Origin of the sequence: Gracilibacillus orientalis (genome assembly GCF_900114645.1) — a bacterium.
Taxonomy (GTDB): domain Bacteria; phylum Bacillota; class Bacilli; order Bacillales; family Amphibacillaceae; genus Gracilibacillus; species Gracilibacillus orientalis.
Genome location: NZ_FOTR01000018.1, coordinates 51,689 through 70,301, shown reverse-complemented (window position 1 = coordinate 70,301; position 18,613 = coordinate 51,689). Strand labels below are relative to the sequence as shown.

Here is an 18,613-nt window from a genome sequence, read left to right as displayed (position 1 = left end):
GTGGCCGATCACCCTCTCAGGTCGGCTACGCATCGTCGCCTTGGTGAGCTCTTACCTCACCAACTAGCTAATGCGCCGCGGGCCCATCTATAAGTGATAGCAAGAAGCCATCTTTCAACTTCCCTTCATGTGAAGAAAAGTGTTATCCGGTATTAGCCCCGGTTTCCCGGAGTTATCCCAGTCTTATAGGTAGGTTGCCCACGTGTTACTCACCCGTCCGCCGCTCGTTTCACTCGCTTCACTCCGAAGAGATCAGACAAGCTTCCCGCGCTCGACTTGCATGTATTAGGCACGCCGCCAGCGTTCGTCCTGAGCCAAGATCAAACTCTCAATAAAGACTTGCACACGGATGTGCTGATGCCGATGTTGCGACATGGACGTCGCGATTTTAATCGGCAACATTTGATCTAGCTCGCTTCTAAAAGCTAGCTTATTTCATGTTTAAAATCATACTGGTTGTTTTGTTCAGTTTTCAAAGATCAATGTCTTTTAAAGCGACAAATATATTGTACCAAATAGTTATTTGCCTGTCAACAACTATTGAACTCTTTTAACGAGTCAACTTTTACTATGTTACACACTATTTAATGAAAAGTCAATACTAATTTATACATTTATTATTACAAGGCACAATCAAAAATATACATAAAAATTTAGTGGTTTACTTTTTAATTCTAAATAATAATGTACAAACCCGTTCCATAATGGAGACGGGTTTGTTTAATAATCTTATTTAGTAGGAAAAGCCTTTAATTTAATTTGCAACAATATTCACTAACTTACCAGGTACTACAATTACTTTACGTACCGTTTTTCCTTCAATGCGTTCTTTGATAGCTTCTTGTTCTAATGCGTTTTGTTCGATTTCTTCTTTAGATGCATTTTTATCAATCATCATCTTCGCACGAACTTTACCCATAATTTGAATAACTATCTCCACTTCGTTTTCCACTAATTTAGATTCATCAAATGTCGGCCATGGTTCATATGCTAATGTGTCATCATGCCCAAGCAACTTCCAAATCTCCTCTGTTAAGTGCGGAGCTACTGGCGATAACAACTTCACAAATCCTTCCGTATACACTCGTGGAATTTCATCCGCTTTATATGCCTCATTAATAAATACCATCATTTGTGAAATACCAGTATTAAAACGTAAGCCTTCAAAATTTTGAGTTACTACTTTTACTGTTTCATGGTAGATTTTTTCTAAGTCATCGGAACGTTCTGCTTCCGTTACTTTATTTGACAACTGATGATCACTAGTTACAAATAAGCGCCACACACGATCTAAGAATCGTCTTGCACCATCCAAGCCATTCGCACTCCATGCGACGGAAGCATCTAGTGGACCCATAAACATTTCATACAATCTTAAAGTGTCCGCACCATGGCTTTGGACAATTTCGTCCGGATTTACAACATTCCCTTTGGATTTACTCATCTTTTCATTGTTTTCACCAAGAATCATACCTTGATTAAAAAGCTTTTGAAACGGTTCATTTGTTGGAACAACACCGATATCGTATAAAAATTTGTGCCAGAAACGTGCATACAATAAGTGTAACACGGCATGTTCAGCACCACCGATATAGACATCAACCGGTAACCATTCCTTTAATGTATCAAAATCGGCAAGTTTGTCTGGATTACGTGGATCAACATAACGCAGAAAATACCAGCAGCTTCCTGCCCATTGTGGCATCGTATTTGTTTCACGACGTCCTTTCATACCTGTATCAGGATCTGTCACATTGACCCAGTCTTCTATATTAGCAAGTGGTGATTCCCCTGTTCCTGAAGGTTTAATTTCAGCTGTTTTCGGTAGTACCAATGGTAAATCCCCTTCCGGAACAGCGGACATGGAACCATCTTCCCAATGAATAACCGGTATCGGTTCACCCCAATACCGTTGACGACTGAATAACCAGTCCCGAAGTCGGTAAGTTACTTTACGTTCTCCTCTCTTATTATCTTCTAACCAATCAATTGCATTTGTGATTGCTTCTTCTTTATTTAATCCATTCAAAAAGTCAGAGTTAATATGTGGACCGTCACCTGTAAAAGCTTCCTCTTCTATATTGCCACCTTCTAATACAGGTATAATCTCTAGTTTGAATTTTTTGGCGAACTCATAGTCACGTTCATCATGTGCAGGTACTGCCATGATTGCGCCGGAACCATATGTCATTAACACATAATCGGCTACCCAAACAGGAAGTTTCTTACCATTAATCGGGTTAATTGCATAAGCTCCAGTAAAAACGCCTGTTTTATCTTTTGCCAGGTCTGTCCGTTCCAGATCACTTTTTGTCATCACTTTATCTAAATACGTTTTTACTTCTTCCTGTTGTTCAGTCGTAACCACTTTATCTAGCAGTGGATGTTCTGGTGCTAACACAGCATAAGTAGCGCCATATAACGTATCTGGTCTTGTTGTAAAAACAGTAAATGACGCATCATGAGCGTCTATATCAAAGGTTACCTCTGCACCTTCAGAACGACCAATCCAGTTACGTTGCATGTCTTTAATACTTTCCGGCCAATCTAACTGATCTAAATCTTCCAATAAGCGGTCGGCATACTCTGTGATTTTCAACATCCATTGCTTCATCGGCTTTCGTTCAACCGGATGTCCGCCACGCTCACTCTTTCCATCTATTACTTCTTCATTAGCAAGTACGGTACCCAATGCCGGACACCAGTTGACTGGTACTTCATCTATATATGCTAATCCTTTTTCATATAGTTTTAAGAAAATCCATTGTGTCCATTTATAATAATTTGGATCTGTTGTATTTACTTCACGATCCCAGTCATATGAGAAGCCTAACTCCTGGATTTGTCTACGGAATGTATTAGTATTTTGCTCTGTAAAAACTGCCGGATCATTCCCTGTATCTAACGCATATTGCTCAGCAGGTAAACCAAACGCATCCCATCCAATTGGATGTAACACTTCATATCCTTGCATTCGTTTCATTCTTGATAAAATATCTGTTGCTGTATAACCTTCAGGGTGTCCAACATGCAAACCAGCTCCTGATGGATAAGGAAACATATCTAACGCATAAAACTTATCCTTATCAGACCTAGCATCCGTTGCAAAAGTTTTATTTTTTATCCAATAATTGCGCCATTTTTCTTCAATTTTCATATGATCAAATGACATATTCTACTTCCTCCTTCGAACCATTTATGTAAACAAGCAAACCGAAACATATGTTCTTAAACGCAAAAAAATCTCCCTAATCCCATAATGGGACGAGAGAGATTCCCGCGGTACCACCCAACATTAGTGTTAATATTAACACCCACTTAAAATCCTTAACGCGGACTACGACAAAAGCTACTATCCTATTCACTTTTGTAACATCTGAGGCGAGTTCGTAATAGGTTAAGGGTGACTCACACCAACCGCCACCTCTCTTAGCCTAACCCTTTTACTACTATTCCTCTTCATCGTCATTTATATGGTTTGTTGCTATATAACCTACTATACTTTCTGATAGTTTAAAGAAATGTCTGAATTTTGTCAAGAAGTGCCTTGATCACCAAATATAAACCTTCGCTTCATAAGGCTGTAAAATCATTTTTTTAGATAACTCTTGCCCTTCCAGATTCGTTAACACCATATCAGGTGAATGTTCAAGAACATGTTCAGGAATACTTACTTCAGCGTCTTTACCAAACAGGTTCGTCAAAATAAACGCACCATGACCCTCAAGGTTACGAGTATAGGCATATACTTGATCATGGTCAGCTAATTCTAGTTCATAGCTGCCATATACTAAAACATTATATTGTTTTCGGATAGCAATCATTTTTTTGTAAAAATTCAAGATAGAAGCTGGATCTTCTTGTTGTGCCGCAACATTGATTTCCTTATAGTTTGGGTTTACTTTCAACCATGGTATTCCGGTTGAGAAACCTCCGTTGGTATTATGATTCCATTGCATAGGCGTTCTGGAATTATCACGACCACTCTTCCAAATCCTTTTCATTATGTCTTGGTGTGACTTACCATCAGCAATCTCATTATAATACATATTCTTAATCGCTACATCATTATAGTCATCAATTGAATCAAATTGTACATTGGTCATGCCAATCTCTTGCCCTTGATAAATAAAAGGTGTCCCTTGCATAAAGAAAAACATGGCTGCCAAACATTTCGCCGATTGCTCAAGATAATTTCCGTCATTTCCCCAAGTCGAAACCGAACGTGGCTGATCATGATTTTCTAAGAAAAGTGCATTCCATCCGCCGCCTTCCAACCCTTTCTGCCACTTCGTCAGCGTCTTTTTCAAGGTGTGGATGTCAAGTTCTCCTACTGCACTCATATCCCAAAGTCCTAAGTGTTCAAATTGAAAAATCATATCAAAATAACCTTCTTTTTCTCCGACCCATTGATCAGCACCTTCCACCGCTACACCATTCGCTTCACCAACCGTCATAATATTGTAATTATGGATGGTTTCTTCCGCAAATTCCTTTAAAAACTTATCAATACCCGGTCGATTCATATGGCCATCGAAGGAAGGTACATATTTTTCGTTTTCAGGATTTGGCATATCAGGCAACCCTGGTAATTTTTTAATATGCGAAATCGCATCAACTCTGAAGCCGTCAATCCCTTTGTCTAACCACCAATTCACCATAGCATAAAGTTCATGCCGAACATCTGAATTCTCCCAATTTAAATCAGGTTGTTTACTCGAAAAAACATGCAGATAATATTCTCTCGTCTTCTCATCAAATTCCCAGGCAGAGCCACCAAAAATCGATTCCCAATTGTTCGGCTCCTTACCATTTATCCCAGGATGCCAAATATAATAATCACGATATGAATTATTGGTTGAGGAGCGAGACTCAATAAACCATTCGTGCTCATCGGATGTATGATTAATCACTAAATCCATGATCAACTTCATGTCACGCTTATGTACTTCCTCTAAAAGCAGGTCAAAGTCTTCCATTGTTCCAAAGTCGTCCATAATCTTTTTATAGTCACTGATATCATATCCATTATCATCATTAGGAGATTCATAAATAGGACTAATCCAAACCACATCAATACCTAAGTCTTTTAGGTAATCAAGTTTCGAAATCACGCCCCGTAAATCTCCGATTCCATCTCCATTTAAGTCCATAAAGCTACGTGGGTAAATTTGATATACTACTACTTCTTTCCACCATTTTCTGTTCATAAAATAACCCCCTCTAATATATGCGACAAGTCTTGAGACTGTTTTCTTTTTGCGCAATCGATTGCATACATATAATATTATCATTTAATAAATTTCTGTCAATAATATTTGCTGAATTAAAATTTATACTATGCACACTAAGAAATCGATTGCATTATAAGTGAAGAAACTCATTCACTACATCCATTTTTTAAAACAAAAAAGAGTACCCTGTTAGGATACCCTTTTACACTTTGTGTTTGTCTTTTTTAATCTGTTTACTACGAAGCTGCCCACAAGCTGCATCAATATCTGTACCATGTTCAACCCGGACACCACAATTGATACCATTTTCTAATAATATCTGATAAAAATCTAAAATCGCCTTTTTTTCACTTCGATCATATTGATTATGTTCATCAACAGGATTATATGGAATTAAATTCACATAAGATAAATGACGTTTGTCTTTTAATAATGATACTAATTGTTCTGCTTCCTTTTTATGATCATTCACATCTTTTAGTAAAATATATTCAAATGTGATCCGGCGGTTGGTTTTTTCTAAATAATAATCAATAGCTGGCATTAATTTTTCTAATGGAAAAGCTTTATTGATTTTCATAATTCTTGTTCGTAATTCATTATTTGGTGCATGTAATGACAGTGCAAGATTTACTTGTAAATTCTCATCAGCAAAATCATACATTCTTTTTGCTAAACCACTAGTTGATACAGTAATATGTCGTGCACCAATGGAAAGCCCTTCTTGATCGTTTACGATTCTTAAGAAATCCATAGTATTGTCGTAATTGTCAAATGGTTCACCAATCCCCATTACAACTATATGACTAACTCGCTCCTCTTCCCCTTTTGCATCCAAATGTTTTTGTACATTCATAATTTGCTCTACAATTTCACCGGAAGAAAGATCACGGTTTTTGGTTAATAAACCACTTGCACAAAATGAGCAGCCAATATTACAACCAACTTGTGTGGTTACACAAACGGAATAACCGTAACTGAATTTCATTAATACGGTCTCAATTAAATTACCATCAGTCATCTTAAACAAAAATTTAATGGTTCCATCTTTCGATTCTTGTTTAATTTCTTGCTCTAGTGTACCTAAATCAAAGTTTTCCTCTAATACCAATTGGCAATCCTTATTTAAATTATACATTTCTGCAAAAGTATTCACTCTTTTTTTATATAACCAATCCCAAACTTGTTTAGCACGGAATTTCTTTTGACCATGTTCTACTAACCATTCTTGCATTTGATCAAATGTCAATGAATAAATGGAGCTTTTCATCTGAATCCCTCATTTCCGTATAGCTCTTGTTTTCATCAATACATCATACTAAATTTTATCAGCAATAACAAGATCATTTTTGTCTGACGAAATCTATGTATAGATGTACCATAAGTAATATAATGCCAAATCCCCATGTAATCCATGCTGGGAAAATAAATACATGTGAAATATTTTTCAGAAAAGGGATCCCTAATGCTTCGGAAAGTTTATATGTAGAAGTCGTATACATCGCAAGCGGGAACACCATCCCCCACATCTGGTAATCATAATTAATCGGAAAACGATGAACAATATAACGCCAATACATCAAAATGATTAATAATGGAATCCACCATGTACCGGTTACCCAGAAAAATAATGTGAAGCCCTTAATAAAAGATAAGAATTGTTCGATTAATGGTGAACCGACTGCATTCATAATAATCATGGAACCAGCCAACGTCGTAATTGCTACCGCGCCCATATTAATCCAATAAGGAGGTGTTAATGCTGCATATTTTAAATGCAAAAAAGTAAAACGATAAAAAATTAACGTTATAATACTTAAATATAGCATACAGCCTAATAAGAACATGGATAGTGTAAAGAAGTTTATAAAACCAATGAAGGCTTGATTTTCATAAAACGGGACCAGTAAAATCCCTAATACAGCAATTGATTGAGTGGCCACGGTCGCAATTAACCAAGCCCCATTAATCCCTTCCGCTAATGTTGGTTTATCCTCACTAATAGTAACCGCAGTAAAAAATGAATACATGATAACGATCCATAAGAAGATGGAACATATCCACAAAATAAATGCCAAACTGTACATTTCTTCAAGAATAACAAGCTGACTTCCAAAAACATTCGTTCCTGCTACCAAAGTAAAAAAACCCGGACCTTTTAAATGGTTTGTTAAATCTTCTTTGACATTTTCAAAATAAAAGAAGGCTCTAACAATGGTTAGAATAGCTATTACCGAATAAAAAATAACATTACAAAATAAAAGAACCTGACTTATTTTTGAAAATCCCAGCAAATGTGAAGCAATTGATAAAGCACCTGTTGCCATTACTAGTGCAAAATATCCGGTAAATAAATATTTTATTTTCTCTTTCATAATTGACATTTTGTTAACTCCTTCTATACAATCCTTCCAATACATTGCTTGTGGCTCTGCTTCTTGTTTTACAATCGCTAAAAATATCGGTGTTGACCATATTTCCATGCGTATTATTAAAACACGACAAACTTATCTTATACTAACAATTAACACTTAAGCAATCCATATTCATACCATATGGACACACCTGGACTACATAAAGTGAGACCCTCAGTAGGGTTTTTACGCGGGGTAGACCGTGATAAAATCAATTTAGAAACAACGGCTGTCGATTACAAAATGCTATGGGAACTGCAGCAAACAAAAAAATAAACAAAATCATAATTAATTTCAACATAGACTTGCAATTTGATTTTTTACTTGCTATAATTGCCTTAGCTATTTTGTTCGATGACACCTTCAAGTATCGTAACGTTAAGTTTTCGTTTTGGGGCAAGAGCAAGAATAGTAATACAATTGTGTGAACGGTTCACACTAGGAGGAAAAGAAATATGGTACAAGGTACAGTAAAATGGTTTAACGCAGACAAAGGTTTTGGATTTATCGAAGTAGAAGGACAAGACGATGTATTCGTACACTTCTCTGCTATCCAAGGCGAAGGCTTTAAAACACTTGAAGAAGGTCAAAGCGTAACTTTCGATATCGAAGAAGGTAACCGTGGACCACAAGCAGCTAACGTTGTAAAAAACTAATTAGCGCTTAATAGAAAAAACGCTTATGCTTTTTAGCATAAGCGTTTTTTTATGTGATTAATTCTGTCAATATAACTACATGATTATATTGTTGTTCTTTCGCAGCATACACTAATGTGATGTTATGCTCATACTCCTCATAATAGGTACATAATTGATCCAATGCTTCCCTTTTTTCTGGTTCCTGTTTTAATTCTTTTAGATATAATTGCTTAAACTGCTCAAATTTAGCAGGATCATGATGAAACCATTTTCTTAACTTAGGAGAAGGACCAATTTCCTTTAGCCACACATCTACCTGTGCCCTATCTTTTGAAACCCCTCGAGGCCAAACACGATCCACAAGAATTCGAAAACCATCTTCTTCCCTCACTTCGTCATAAACACGCTTTAAGTGAATGGAAAACACCCCCAAGCAAAGTATTAGACCTTTTCTGTTTATGAGCGTATCATTTCTTACATCCTCAAGTAAAATAAGGAGTGATTACATGGGAACAGAGTTCTCCAATGTTACATTTTCAATATTAGATTTAGCACCTGTCTTGCACGGACATAATGCTTCATTATCTTTTCAAAATAGTGCGGACTTAGCACAACACGTAGAAAAATTAGGATACTACCGCTATTGGTTAGCGGAACATCATAATATGCCTGGTATTTCCAGTTCTGCAACTTCACTCGTTATCAGTCATATTGCTAGTCACACAGAAAAAATCCGCGTAGGTGCAGGTGGTATTATGCTTCCCAACCACGCACCGTTAGTCATTGCTGAGCAATTCGGGACACTCGATGCACTATATCCGGATAGAATTGATTTAGGTTTAGGCCGTGCGCCTGGTAGTGATCAAGCAACTGCTTATGCTCTAAGACGCACCTTAAACAGCAGTGCGGAAGATTTTCCGAATCAAGTAGAAGAATTAGAAAACTACTTTGCAGGTACAGCTAGAGTAAAAGCAGTTCCTGGTAAAGACGCACATGTGCCATTATGGTTACTTGGGTCAAGTGATTTTAGTGCTCGCCTTGCTGCCGAAAAAGGGCTACCTTTTGCATTCGCAAGTCATTTTTCACCTGATTATACCATACCGGCATTACGCTTATATCGAGAGCGTTTTACACCATCGAACCAACTTAGTAAACCACATGCGATGGTTGGTGTTAACATTATTGCTGCTGAAACAACTGAAAAAGCAAAATGGTTAGCGACTTCTCAACAACAGCAATTCTTGTCAATGATACGTGGCGAACCTTCTCAACTAATGCCGCCGATTGATGATATTGAACAAGAATGGACCATTTACGAAAAAGCATCGGTTGAAAAATCAGTCAACAGCAAATCAACTATTATTGGAGATAAAGATGTAGTCAGAGAAAAATTAGCTGCATTTATCGCAGAAACAGAAGCAAATGAAGTAATTATTAATTCACAAATTTATGATCATGAAGAACGTAAAAATTCTTACCAAATTGTATCCGACCTTGTACATGGCTAATGACTATGTACAGTTCAAGAATATACGTATAAAAGACTACACACATTTCTCATTCGTATGAAATGTGTGTAGTCTTTTTCTTCCAGTTTTATGCTTATTGTAGTTGTTCCCACAAGAGCATCGCATTTTTCCACAGCTCAAGATCGTTTTTCTGATTAAGTGAGATGAAATCCATGACAAGTTCTATGGTGATTTACCTCTCTTGGCAGAGTTCTTGTTTATGATTTTTTGATGGGCAACCACGCTAATACTTCTTTGATTTTTTCATCCCAATATCCCCATTCGTGAGTGCCTGTTGTGAAGGTATGTACAAGAGGAAGGTTGTTTTCTTCAGCAAATTGATTAAAAATCTGATTATCCTCCCATAAATAATCCTCTGTACCGCACGCTTGAAATAATTGTGGGAGTTCTTTTTCACTCTTCAACAATTCCTTTATAACAGTGAATAAATCTTGATCTGTCCCATGAAGGTCTTGTTCCCCATAAACTTGATAAAGCGCGTTATTAATCGGATCCTGTTCTTCACGAGCCTTTTCTGCATGAGTCGCAATATCTAATACACCGGATAAGCTTGCTGCTGCAGTAAATTGCTCTGGTTTACGAAGTGCCCATTTAAAAGCACCATATCCTCCCATGGATAAACCTGCAACGAAATTATCTTCTCTCTTTACCGATAATGGAAAAAAAGAACGAGCAATTCGAGGTAATTCTTCCGAAATAAACGTCCAATATTTTTTACCGTATTGCATATCTGAGTAAAAATTATGATCAACTTGTGGCATTACAACAGCAATTCCATATTCCGCTGCGTATCTTTCAATCGATGTACGTCTCGACCAGATCGTATGATCATCACTAAAGCCATGCAACAAATACAAAACAGGTATTTTGCCATCAGATCGGTTATTTTTAAGTCCAATTTGACTAGTTGTTTCTTCAGGTAAAATCACCGTCATAGATGTGCTAATTGTTAATACTTCTGAAAAAAATCGCATTTGATTAGTGCCATTAAAACCCTCCTTAATTGACTGCCCCATAAATAACATTTCGAATTCTTGGCTGATGATAAAATTCAAAGTTTGGTAACATTTGCTGCATATAAACAGCAGATAGTTTGGTCTTCGGATCGATAAACACATATGTACCTGCTAAACCTGACCAGCCAAACTCACCTATGGAACTGTTACTTCCGCCTTTTGTTTGGTCGATCATGACTCGAACACCTAATCCGTAACCATAACCATTATCATAATTCCATCCTAATTCAGGCAGAATTTCATCCGGTAAATGGTTTTGGGCCATTAATTCAATGGTATTCTTACTTAAAATAGTTACATCATCCATTGTTCCACCCAATGCCAAACAATGAGCAAACTGTTGATAATCGGTTAGCGTTGAATGAAGACCTGCACCTCCACTTTCAAATACGGCGATCGGTTCAGCATCACTATCTAACCACGTATTCTTTACTAATTCACCAGTTTCTTTGCGATCATATAATGTTGCTAATCGATGCTTTTTAGCCAAAGGGATTTTAAAGAAAGTATCATTCATGCCTAACGGTTGGAAAATATTATCTGTTAAATATTCTCCGAATGACATACCGCTCACTTCTTCAATTAGTGCTCCAAGTACATCATGACTAAGCCCATACTTCCAATGGGTACCAGGATGAAATTCTAGTGGATTATCACTCAGTTTTTTGGCCAATAATCGGAGTTTTGTTACCTCTCTAGAATGTTCTTCATCTCGAACTTCCTTCATCACTTGACTAGTCATTCTTTCTACTTCTGTTTGCTTCCCACCATATGTAATTCCTGAAGTCATCGTAAAGAGGTCCTTAATCAATATTTCCTGATTTGCTTTCACCAGTTGTCCATTTTCAAGTACATCCATATTTTTAAATTCTGGTAAATAAGCAGATAGTGGATCCGTCAGCAAAATCTTTCCACGTTCTAACAGTTGTAACCCTGCTACACACGTTACTACTTTAGACATGGAGTAGATACGATAAATTGTTTTGTCATTAATCAATGATTGTTTATTCAAATCTGAATAACCGAAATAATTTTGATAAATTGATTGCTTTTCTTTTTTTACAGATAATGCTACTCCAGCTGGTCCATTATCCACAAACCCTTGCAATAAATCCTCTAACCGATTGGTTAACATAAACATCACTCCTGTTCTGGTATCGCTTTCTTTATTTTACCACAATTGCTGTTGATTTGCTTTCTCATACATATTTGTTAATTTCTGATACAATAGAAACAGATTAGAAAAAAGGACGGACGCTTATGCCAAATAAAATTACGAAACGCCCTTTAGTACTTGCTTCACTTGTTTTGTCCATGTTTATGGCTGCAATTGAAGGTACAATTGTCGCAACAGCAATGCCTAATATTGTGGCTGATTTGGGCGGTTTTTCCTTATATAGTTGGGTATTTTCAAGTTTTTTATTAATGCAAGCTGTAACAACGATGATATACGGAAAATTAGCTGACCTCTTTGGTAGAAAACCTATTTTTATTATTGGAGTTGTTATCTTTTTAATTGGATCCATTCTTTGTGGATTTGCGCCAACCATGGGTGCACTTATCGTATTTCGCCTGATTCAGGGACTTGGAGCGGGTGCGATTCAACCGATTGTCACTACCATTGTAGGCGATATCTATACCATAGAAGAAAGAGCAAAAGTCCAAGGATACTTAGCAAGTGTATGGGGCATCTCATCTGTGCTTGGTCCATTATTTGGAGGAGTTATTGTTCAATTTATTGATTGGGCATGGATTTTCTGGATGAATATACCAATCGGAATTATTGGACTTATAGGAGTCATTACCTTTTTTCACGAAGAAGTTAATACAGAGAAAAAAACGATCGATTATACTGGTTCCAGCTTGTTTTTCATCGCTATCTCCTGTCTGATTGTTGTTTTTGTACAGGCTGGAACAAGTTGGGCTTGGTTATCCTTGGAGACCATTAGTTTATTACTTATTTTTGTAATTTGTATGACCATCTTTTTATGGCATGAAAATAAGGCACCCTCGCCAATGATGCCACTTGCTTTATGGAAAAATAAATTAATTGTCATAGCGAATATCGCAACATTACTTTCAGGGATGATCATTCTTGGACTTTCTAGTTTTTTACCTACTTATGTTCAAGGAGTTATGGGGGAATCAGCTATTGTTGCTGGTTTTACCTTAAGTACTTTATCGATAGGGTGGCCAATATCAGCAACACTTGCTGGACATCTTGTATTAAAAATAGGATTCCGACTAACAGCCTTCGCAGGTGGATTTGCTTTATTTCTTGGTACTTTTTTATTCTTTCTTTTAGATGCCGATAAAGGGCCAATCTATGCTGGTATCAGCTCATTTATCGTTGGTGTCGGAATGGGTTTATCTTCCACCACCTTTATCGTGTCGATCCAAAATACCGTCTCTTGGTACGAAAGAGGCGTTGCTACATCACTTAATATGTTTATGCGGATTATTGGCAGTGCGGTCGGTGCGGCTTTTCTTGGTGGAGTATTGAACATGCGACTAAATCATTACTACCAGCAAAAAGGAGAAGATCTTGAAATTGCCAGTACAGATATGTTGTTAGATGAAGGAATGCGCGAAACAATTTCTCCTGAAACACTGGCATCAATGCAGGATGGTTTAACCTATGCTTTGCATACTGTTTATACTGGATTATTTATCATCGGAACCTTAACCTTTGTCATTTTATGGTTCTTTCCAAAAGCAACAATCGATAAGCAAAACAGAAATTAAAGTTATTCCCTTTATATTCAACCAATGTACCCCATCTCATTATATGATATACTTCACTTAGGAGGTGCTTTGTTATGAAACTGAGTAACTTTATCTTACACAAGGATATCTTATTAATTCATGCTGATATTAATGGAAATGACTATATATTTACTGTGAAGTGGCAAACTATCGAAAATAAAAAAGGTGGAGAATGGGAATTGAAATCCTATCTTAATAATTCTAATGGTAAAAAGGACTTGTCAGAAAAACAGCTTCAACAATTTATAGACCAGATAAATCCACAATGGGACTGGGAAAAAGATCAAGAACAAATTATGAATGTTATCAAAAAAGACTAGTTATGATGATCATAACTAGTCTTTTCTTAAATCAATGCTTCTGATGATTCCTTATACCAATTAATTTGCTCCCTAAGTCGGACTACTTCACCTATGACAATTAAAGAAGGATTGCTGACTTCGTCTAACCTATCTGAAATGTTTTCTAAGTCATCTACAATCGTTTTTTGTTGTGGTAATGTCCCCCAATGAATAATAGACACAGGCGTCGTCTTACTTAATCCTGCATTTTTTAATTTTTCACATATAATAGGGAACTTCTTGATTCCCATATAAAAACACAATGTATCGGCTCCGTTGGCAATATGACGCCATTGTTCGTCTGTTTTAGTTTCGGGGTTAGAACCATTAATAAAACTTACCGATCCACTTATATGACGATGTGTGAGTGGAATTCCAGCATATGCCGCAGCACTTATTCCAGAGGTGATTCCTGGTACTACTTCATATTCAATCTGATTTTCTTCAAGATAAATGGCTTCCTCCCCACCTCTACCGAAAATAAAAGGATCTCCTCCTTTTAATCTTGTTACAATTTTTCCATTAGCAGCATAATCAATAAGTTGCTCATTTATTTTTTCTTGAATCAATCCATGTTTACGTGGTTCTTTCCCGCAGAAAATCAATTCTGTATTTTCTTTGGCATGATTTAGTAATGATGGATTTACTAATCGATCATACAGGATGACATCCGCTTCTTGTATAGCACGCAATCCCTTCACAGTAATTAATTCTTCATCTCCTGGTCCTGCTCCCACTAAGTACACTTTCCCCACGTTGATCCCATCCTTTTTTTGTATTCGTCTTTGCCGGTTTCTCTCGATATCTCACTAAAATATAAGTAGCACTAATAGCTAATGTTAACAGTATCACTTGATCAAAACTTTGATGAACTATTATTTCTGTCAATCCAAAGGCAATAATTAATGAAACTATCGGAGATGTAATCCACACCTTCGCTATTTGATGTATAATTTTTTGTTTCCAAACATCTTTAAATTGGTTACTGGCATTTATCCCTACTATCGCAGAGGTTGTTACTTGTGTCATCGGGATTGGAATACCTAGCAATGATGCAGCTACTACCAGTCCTCCGGTAGCGCCAGAAATTACAATACCATTTCCTAAAGTTAGTGAAGTAATTTTTTTGGCATTTGTTTCTAATACTCTACCACCAAACAATATACTCCCTAACGCTACAATGACTGCCATCAAAGGTAAACCTATTTCCATTGAGGTGATCCCTGCACCTACTAATGGTCCTAAAGCATTCGCTACATTATTCATACCAGCAGCCATTGCTTCTATTATACCAGTTAAGAATAATAAAAAAGTTAATAGCTTTATAGGAGGTTGGAAATTTATTTTATTATTTATCTTTTTTCTGATTTTTTCAAGGCACATCGTTATTATAAAGGCTGCCACTGGTATAACAATCCAGAAGGCTATAATTACTAATACCGTATGAAGGTTCAGTTGTTGATAACTGAGACCAACGCCAATTATAGCACCAACCGTTACCTCACTCGTAGATAACGGAATTCCGATGTAATTAGTAATTAATAATGTAAAACCCGAAACAACTAAAATAATACAAGCAATTTTTATATCGAGAATTTCTTCGGAGATGATACCTTTTCCAAGAGTATTCGTAACATGTTGACCTCCTAATATGGCACCAGTAATAGCACCTACTCCCGCGATGATTAGCGCATACTTACGTTGCCTGATCACTTTAGTTCCGTACGTAATACTCATGCTAGCTGCTGAACCACTTGCTCCAATGTTAAAGGCAAATAGACAAGCAGCTAATATCGCAATGATTGCTAACATCTCAGATCCCAACTTTCACCACTAAAATCAATAAGTGGTATTTTTTTATTATAAATATCCCAATAGGAAAACTCGGATTATGAATATAGAAAAACTCCTACTTGACGATAAAGTAGGAGTTTTCCTCTTATCTGCCAAGTGAAACCTGCTGGAAGTAGCACAGTGCTATGGTAGCCTGTTGCTGAGAATTCACAGGGCCAGACCCCTCCTTCTCTCTTGATAAGATAATCTATTATTTTTATTTTTTCGACGGTTAATGATGTACATACTATAAGCTATTCTTCTTTAATTGTCAATAGATTCCATATAATTATTTTTTTGGATTTAGCTTGTAATTATTTCTCTTGTATTGTATGATGATTGTATTATATTTCCATAACTTAATATCTTATCGAGAGAGGTGTAGGGACTGGCCCGATGACACTTCAGCAACCAGCAATAACATTGTATGGTGCTAAATCCAGATGGTACATTACCAAAGATAAGAGAATGCAACCTTAATCAAGGAGGTCTTCTACTTATCGAAGACCTCTTTTTTATTTAGAAAGGATGTAACAAAATGAATAATATCGAAACAATTCTTGCGCAAATCGGCAACCGGAAAGATCCACGTACTGGTGCAGTAGAGGCACCTATTTACTTTTCGACCGCATATCAACACAGTTCACTGGGACAGTCTACCGGTTATGATTACACACGCTCTGCAAATCCTACACGAGAAATTGCTGAAGATGCGATCGCAACATTAGAACAAGGTTCGAAGGGACTCGCATGCTCTTCAGGTATGGCTGCCATCCAATTAGTCTTTTCTTTATTCAAACAAGAAGATGAAATTATTGTTACCGAGGATATTTATGGTGGAAGTTATCGATTATTTCAGCATTTTCAAGAATCTTATAACATTAAACCAGTATATGCAGATGCAGAAGAAATGGAGCAGTACATTAACAAAAATACCAAAGCTATTTTCATAGAAACACCAACTAACCCCTTATTAACGGAAATTAATATTGAGAAATTAGCTATACTGGCAAAGAAACATCAACTGCTTTTAATTGTAGACAACACTTTTTACACACCATATTTGCAACAGCCATTAACACAAGGTGCAGATATTGTTATCCATTCCGCTACTAAATATTTAGGCGGACATAATGATGTACTTGCGGGGTTAGTAGTAGTACAGGATGCTGATTTAGGTGAACGATTAACCTATCTACACAACGCCATTGGTGCAGTACTGTCACCGATGGATACGATGCTTTTAATAAGAGGAATGAAAACCCTGTCCCTTCGACTTGAGAAGCAACAAGAAAATGCAAAGCAATTGGTAACATTTTTGAAAGAATTACCATTAATAAAGGAAGTTCTCTATCCTGGTAAAGGAGCGATGATTAGTTTTCGTGTAGTGGATAAAACGCTTGTTTCTCCATTTCTAGAGCAACTAAAAATAATATCATTTGCAGAAAGTTTAGGAGGAGTGGAGAGTTTTATTACTTATCCAGCAACCCAGACCCACGCAGATATTCCGAAAGAAGAACGGGAAAAACGAGGAATTAGTGATACATTACTCCGATTTTCTGTTGGGATTGAGAATGTAGAAGATTTGAAACGAGATATTCAACAAGCATTAGGAGGAAAATAATATGGGACATTCAAAAGAAACAACTCTTGCACATGGTGGTAACCAGCAAGGCTATCAAGAAAAGCATACAGGTGCGGTAAATCCACCAATTTATTTATCATCCACCTATCACCAACAGCAATTAAATGAATTTGGTGATTATGATTATAGCCGTTCTGGTAATCCTACACGCGACCAATTAGAAGTAGCCATTGCAAAATTAGAAAATGGAACAGCCGGTTTTGCATTCTCATCTGGTATGGCTGCGATATCATCCGCTTTTATGCTGTTACATGCTGGTGATCACATCGTTATTACCAAGGATGTTTACGGTGGTACCTTTCGTTGTGTCACACAATTACTAACGCAATTTTCGATTGAACATACTTTTGTTGATATGACGAATCCAGTAGAAATAGAAGAAGCGATTCAGCCAAATACAAAGGTTATATACATGGAAACACCTGCAAATCCGCTGTTACAAATTACCGATATCAGGAAAGTTGTTCAGCTTGCAAAGAATAACAGCTGTTTAACGTTTTTAGACAATACATTTATGACCCCATTGCATCAACAACCACTGGATCTAGGTGTTGATATCGTACTACATAGTGCCACTAAATTTTTATCTGGTCATAGTGATATCGTTGCTGGATTAGCTGTTACGAAAAATCAAGAACTTGCTGCTAGTCTGAAATTTGTTCAAAACACGTATGGTGCAATTCTTGGTGCAACAGATTGTTATCAACTATTGCAAGGAATGAAGACATTAGAACCGAGATTCACCAGAAGTGTATCATCAGCAATAAAGCTGGCTGAATTTTTCCATTCACATAACGAAATCGAACATGTATATTATCCTGGTTTACATCATCATCCCGGCTCTTCTATCCATGCCAAACAATCTACGAGTCCAGGAGCTGTATTATCTTTTGTATTAAAGGACCATGTAGATGCCAAAAGCTTTGTAGAACAATTAAGCATCCCTGTGTTTGCTGTTAGCTTGGGAGCAGTGGAATCGATTTTATCTCATCCTGCCACTATGTCCCATGCCGCCATGCCAGCTGAAGAAAGAGAAGCTAGAGGGATTAGTCAACGCCTATTCCGTTTATCTGTCGGAATTGAGAACGAAGAAGATCTTATCGAAGACTTTAAAAATGCCCTAACAGTAAAAGCAGGAGTATTGTAACAATACTCCTGCTAGTTCGTTAAGAATAGAGACATGCAAAGTGGTGATTC

15 protein-coding genes, 1 rRNA gene, 2 riboswitches and 1 other annotated feature are annotated in these 18,613 nt (G+C 36.9%); of the genes, 6 read left to right on the top strand and 10 right to left on the bottom strand.

Translation table 11 applies throughout. From position 1 onward, the window contains the following. From BM121_RS20545 to BM121_RS20525, 5 genes are all read right to left on the bottom strand, one after another. A 16S ribosomal RNA gene (locus BM121_RS20545) occupies nucleotides 1-336 on the bottom strand; the annotation flags it as partial. Nucleotides 337-754: 418 nt separating this feature from the next. Next, entirely contained in the window at nucleotides 755-3,172 is a 2,418-nt protein-coding gene (leuS, locus tag BM121_RS20540; RefSeq protein ID WP_091486348.1) for a leucine--tRNA ligase, read from the bottom strand. A gap of 85 nt (nucleotides 3,173-3,257) precedes the next feature. Beyond that, nucleotides 3,258-3,472: a binding site (T-box leader), on the bottom strand. 79 nt (nucleotides 3,473-3,551) lie between these two features. Next, complete coding sequence (locus BM121_RS20535) at nucleotides 3,552-5,210, bottom strand: glycoside hydrolase family 13 protein (protein ID WP_091486345.1); 1,659 nt, start codon at nucleotides 5,208-5,210, stop codon at nucleotides 3,552-3,554. A gap of 226 nt (nucleotides 5,211-5,436) precedes the next feature. Beyond that, nucleotides 5,437-6,504, bottom strand: a complete 1,068-nt coding sequence (gene rlmN / locus BM121_RS20530) for a dual-specificity RNA methyltransferase RlmN (protein ID WP_091486342.1) — start codon at nucleotides 6,502-6,504, stop codon at nucleotides 5,437-5,439. 73 nt (nucleotides 6,505-6,577) lie between these two features. Further along, nucleotides 6,578-7,618, bottom strand: a complete 1,041-nt coding sequence (locus BM121_RS20525) for a tellurite resistance/C4-dicarboxylate transporter family protein (protein WP_091486338.1) — start codon at nucleotides 7,616-7,618, stop codon at nucleotides 6,578-6,580. Between the two features lie 485 nt (nucleotides 7,619-8,103). On the opposite strand from BM121_RS20525, the gene BM121_RS20520 reads away from it, so the two are divergent. Further along, a complete protein-coding gene (locus BM121_RS20520; protein ID WP_018934369.1) occupies nucleotides 8,104-8,304 on the top strand; it encodes a cold-shock protein in 201 nt (66 codons plus the stop codon). A 49-nt stretch (nucleotides 8,305-8,353) separates the two neighbouring features. Here BM121_RS20520 and BM121_RS20515 read toward each other — a convergent pair whose 3' ends face one another. Continuing rightward, complete coding sequence (locus BM121_RS20515; protein ID WP_091486359.1) at nucleotides 8,354-8,713, bottom strand: DUF488 domain-containing protein; 360 nt, start codon at nucleotides 8,711-8,713, stop codon at nucleotides 8,354-8,356. A gap of 79 nt (nucleotides 8,714-8,792) precedes the next feature. Between BM121_RS20515 and BM121_RS20510 the strand changes: the two genes are divergently transcribed. Further along, nucleotides 8,793-9,794: an LLM class flavin-dependent oxidoreductase gene (locus BM121_RS20510; RefSeq protein WP_091486335.1), complete on the top strand. Its 1,002-nt coding sequence runs from the start codon at nucleotides 8,793-8,795 to the stop codon at nucleotides 9,792-9,794. A gap of 218 nt (nucleotides 9,795-10,012) precedes the next feature. Here the strand turns inward: BM121_RS20510 and BM121_RS20505 are convergent, their stop codons facing one another. Both BM121_RS20505 and BM121_RS20500 read right to left on the bottom strand, forming a co-directional pair. Continuing rightward, nucleotides 10,013-10,831 (bottom strand): alpha/beta hydrolase, encoded by an 819-nt coding sequence (locus tag BM121_RS20505; RefSeq protein WP_245780869.1) that lies wholly within the window; start codon nucleotides 10,829-10,831, stop codon nucleotides 10,013-10,015. After that, a complete protein-coding gene (locus tag BM121_RS20500) occupies nucleotides 10,815-11,966 on the bottom strand; it encodes a serine hydrolase domain-containing protein (RefSeq protein ID WP_091486333.1) in 1,152 nt (383 codons plus the stop codon). The genes BM121_RS20505 and BM121_RS20500 overlap by 17 nt, the downstream gene beginning before the upstream one ends. 125 nt (nucleotides 11,967-12,091) lie before the next feature. Between BM121_RS20500 and BM121_RS20495 the strand changes: the two genes are divergently transcribed. Together BM121_RS20495 and BM121_RS20490 are read left to right on the top strand one after the other, a co-directional pair. Beyond that, nucleotides 12,092-13,576 (top strand): MDR family MFS transporter, encoded by a 1,485-nt coding sequence (locus tag BM121_RS20495; protein ID WP_091486330.1) that lies wholly within the window; start codon nucleotides 12,092-12,094, stop codon nucleotides 13,574-13,576. A 74-nt stretch (nucleotides 13,577-13,650) separates the two neighbouring features. Further along, on the top strand, nucleotides 13,651-13,917 hold the full coding sequence (locus BM121_RS20490; RefSeq protein WP_091486327.1) for a hypothetical protein: 267 nt from the start codon (nucleotides 13,651-13,653) through the stop codon (nucleotides 13,915-13,917). A gap of 26 nt (nucleotides 13,918-13,943) precedes the next feature. Here the strand turns inward: BM121_RS20490 and cobA are convergent, their stop codons facing one another. Beyond that, the gene (gene cobA, locus BM121_RS20485; RefSeq protein ID WP_091486324.1) at nucleotides 13,944-14,693 is read right to left on the bottom strand and encodes a uroporphyrinogen-III C-methyltransferase; all 750 of its coding nucleotides are present in this window, start codon (nucleotides 14,691-14,693) and stop codon (nucleotides 13,944-13,946) included. Next, nucleotides 14,653-15,750: an inorganic phosphate transporter gene (locus BM121_RS20480; protein WP_245780868.1), complete on the bottom strand. Its 1,098-nt coding sequence runs from the start codon at nucleotides 15,748-15,750 to the stop codon at nucleotides 14,653-14,655. Before BM121_RS20480 ends, cobA begins: the two co-directional genes overlap by 41 nt. A 124-nt stretch (nucleotides 15,751-15,874) precedes the next feature. After that, nucleotides 15,875-15,976: riboswitch (SAM riboswitch) on the bottom strand. A gap of 159 nt (nucleotides 15,977-16,135) precedes the next feature. Next, nucleotides 16,136-16,238, top strand: a riboswitch (SAM riboswitch). Nucleotides 16,239-16,309: 71 nt separating this feature from the next. Here BM121_RS20480 and BM121_RS20475 point away from each other — a divergent pair. Together BM121_RS20475 and BM121_RS20470 are read left to right on the top strand one after the other, a co-directional pair. After that, nucleotides 16,310-17,395, top strand: a complete 1,086-nt coding sequence (locus BM121_RS20475) for a methionine biosynthesis PLP-dependent protein (protein WP_091486319.1) — start codon at nucleotides 16,310-16,312, stop codon at nucleotides 17,393-17,395. 1 nt (nucleotide 17,396) lies between these two features. Further along, complete coding sequence (locus tag BM121_RS20470; RefSeq protein ID WP_091486316.1) at nucleotides 17,397-18,563, top strand: aminotransferase class V-fold PLP-dependent enzyme; 1,167 nt, start codon at nucleotides 17,397-17,399, stop codon at nucleotides 18,561-18,563. Nucleotides 18,564-18,613 lie beyond the last annotated feature (50 nt).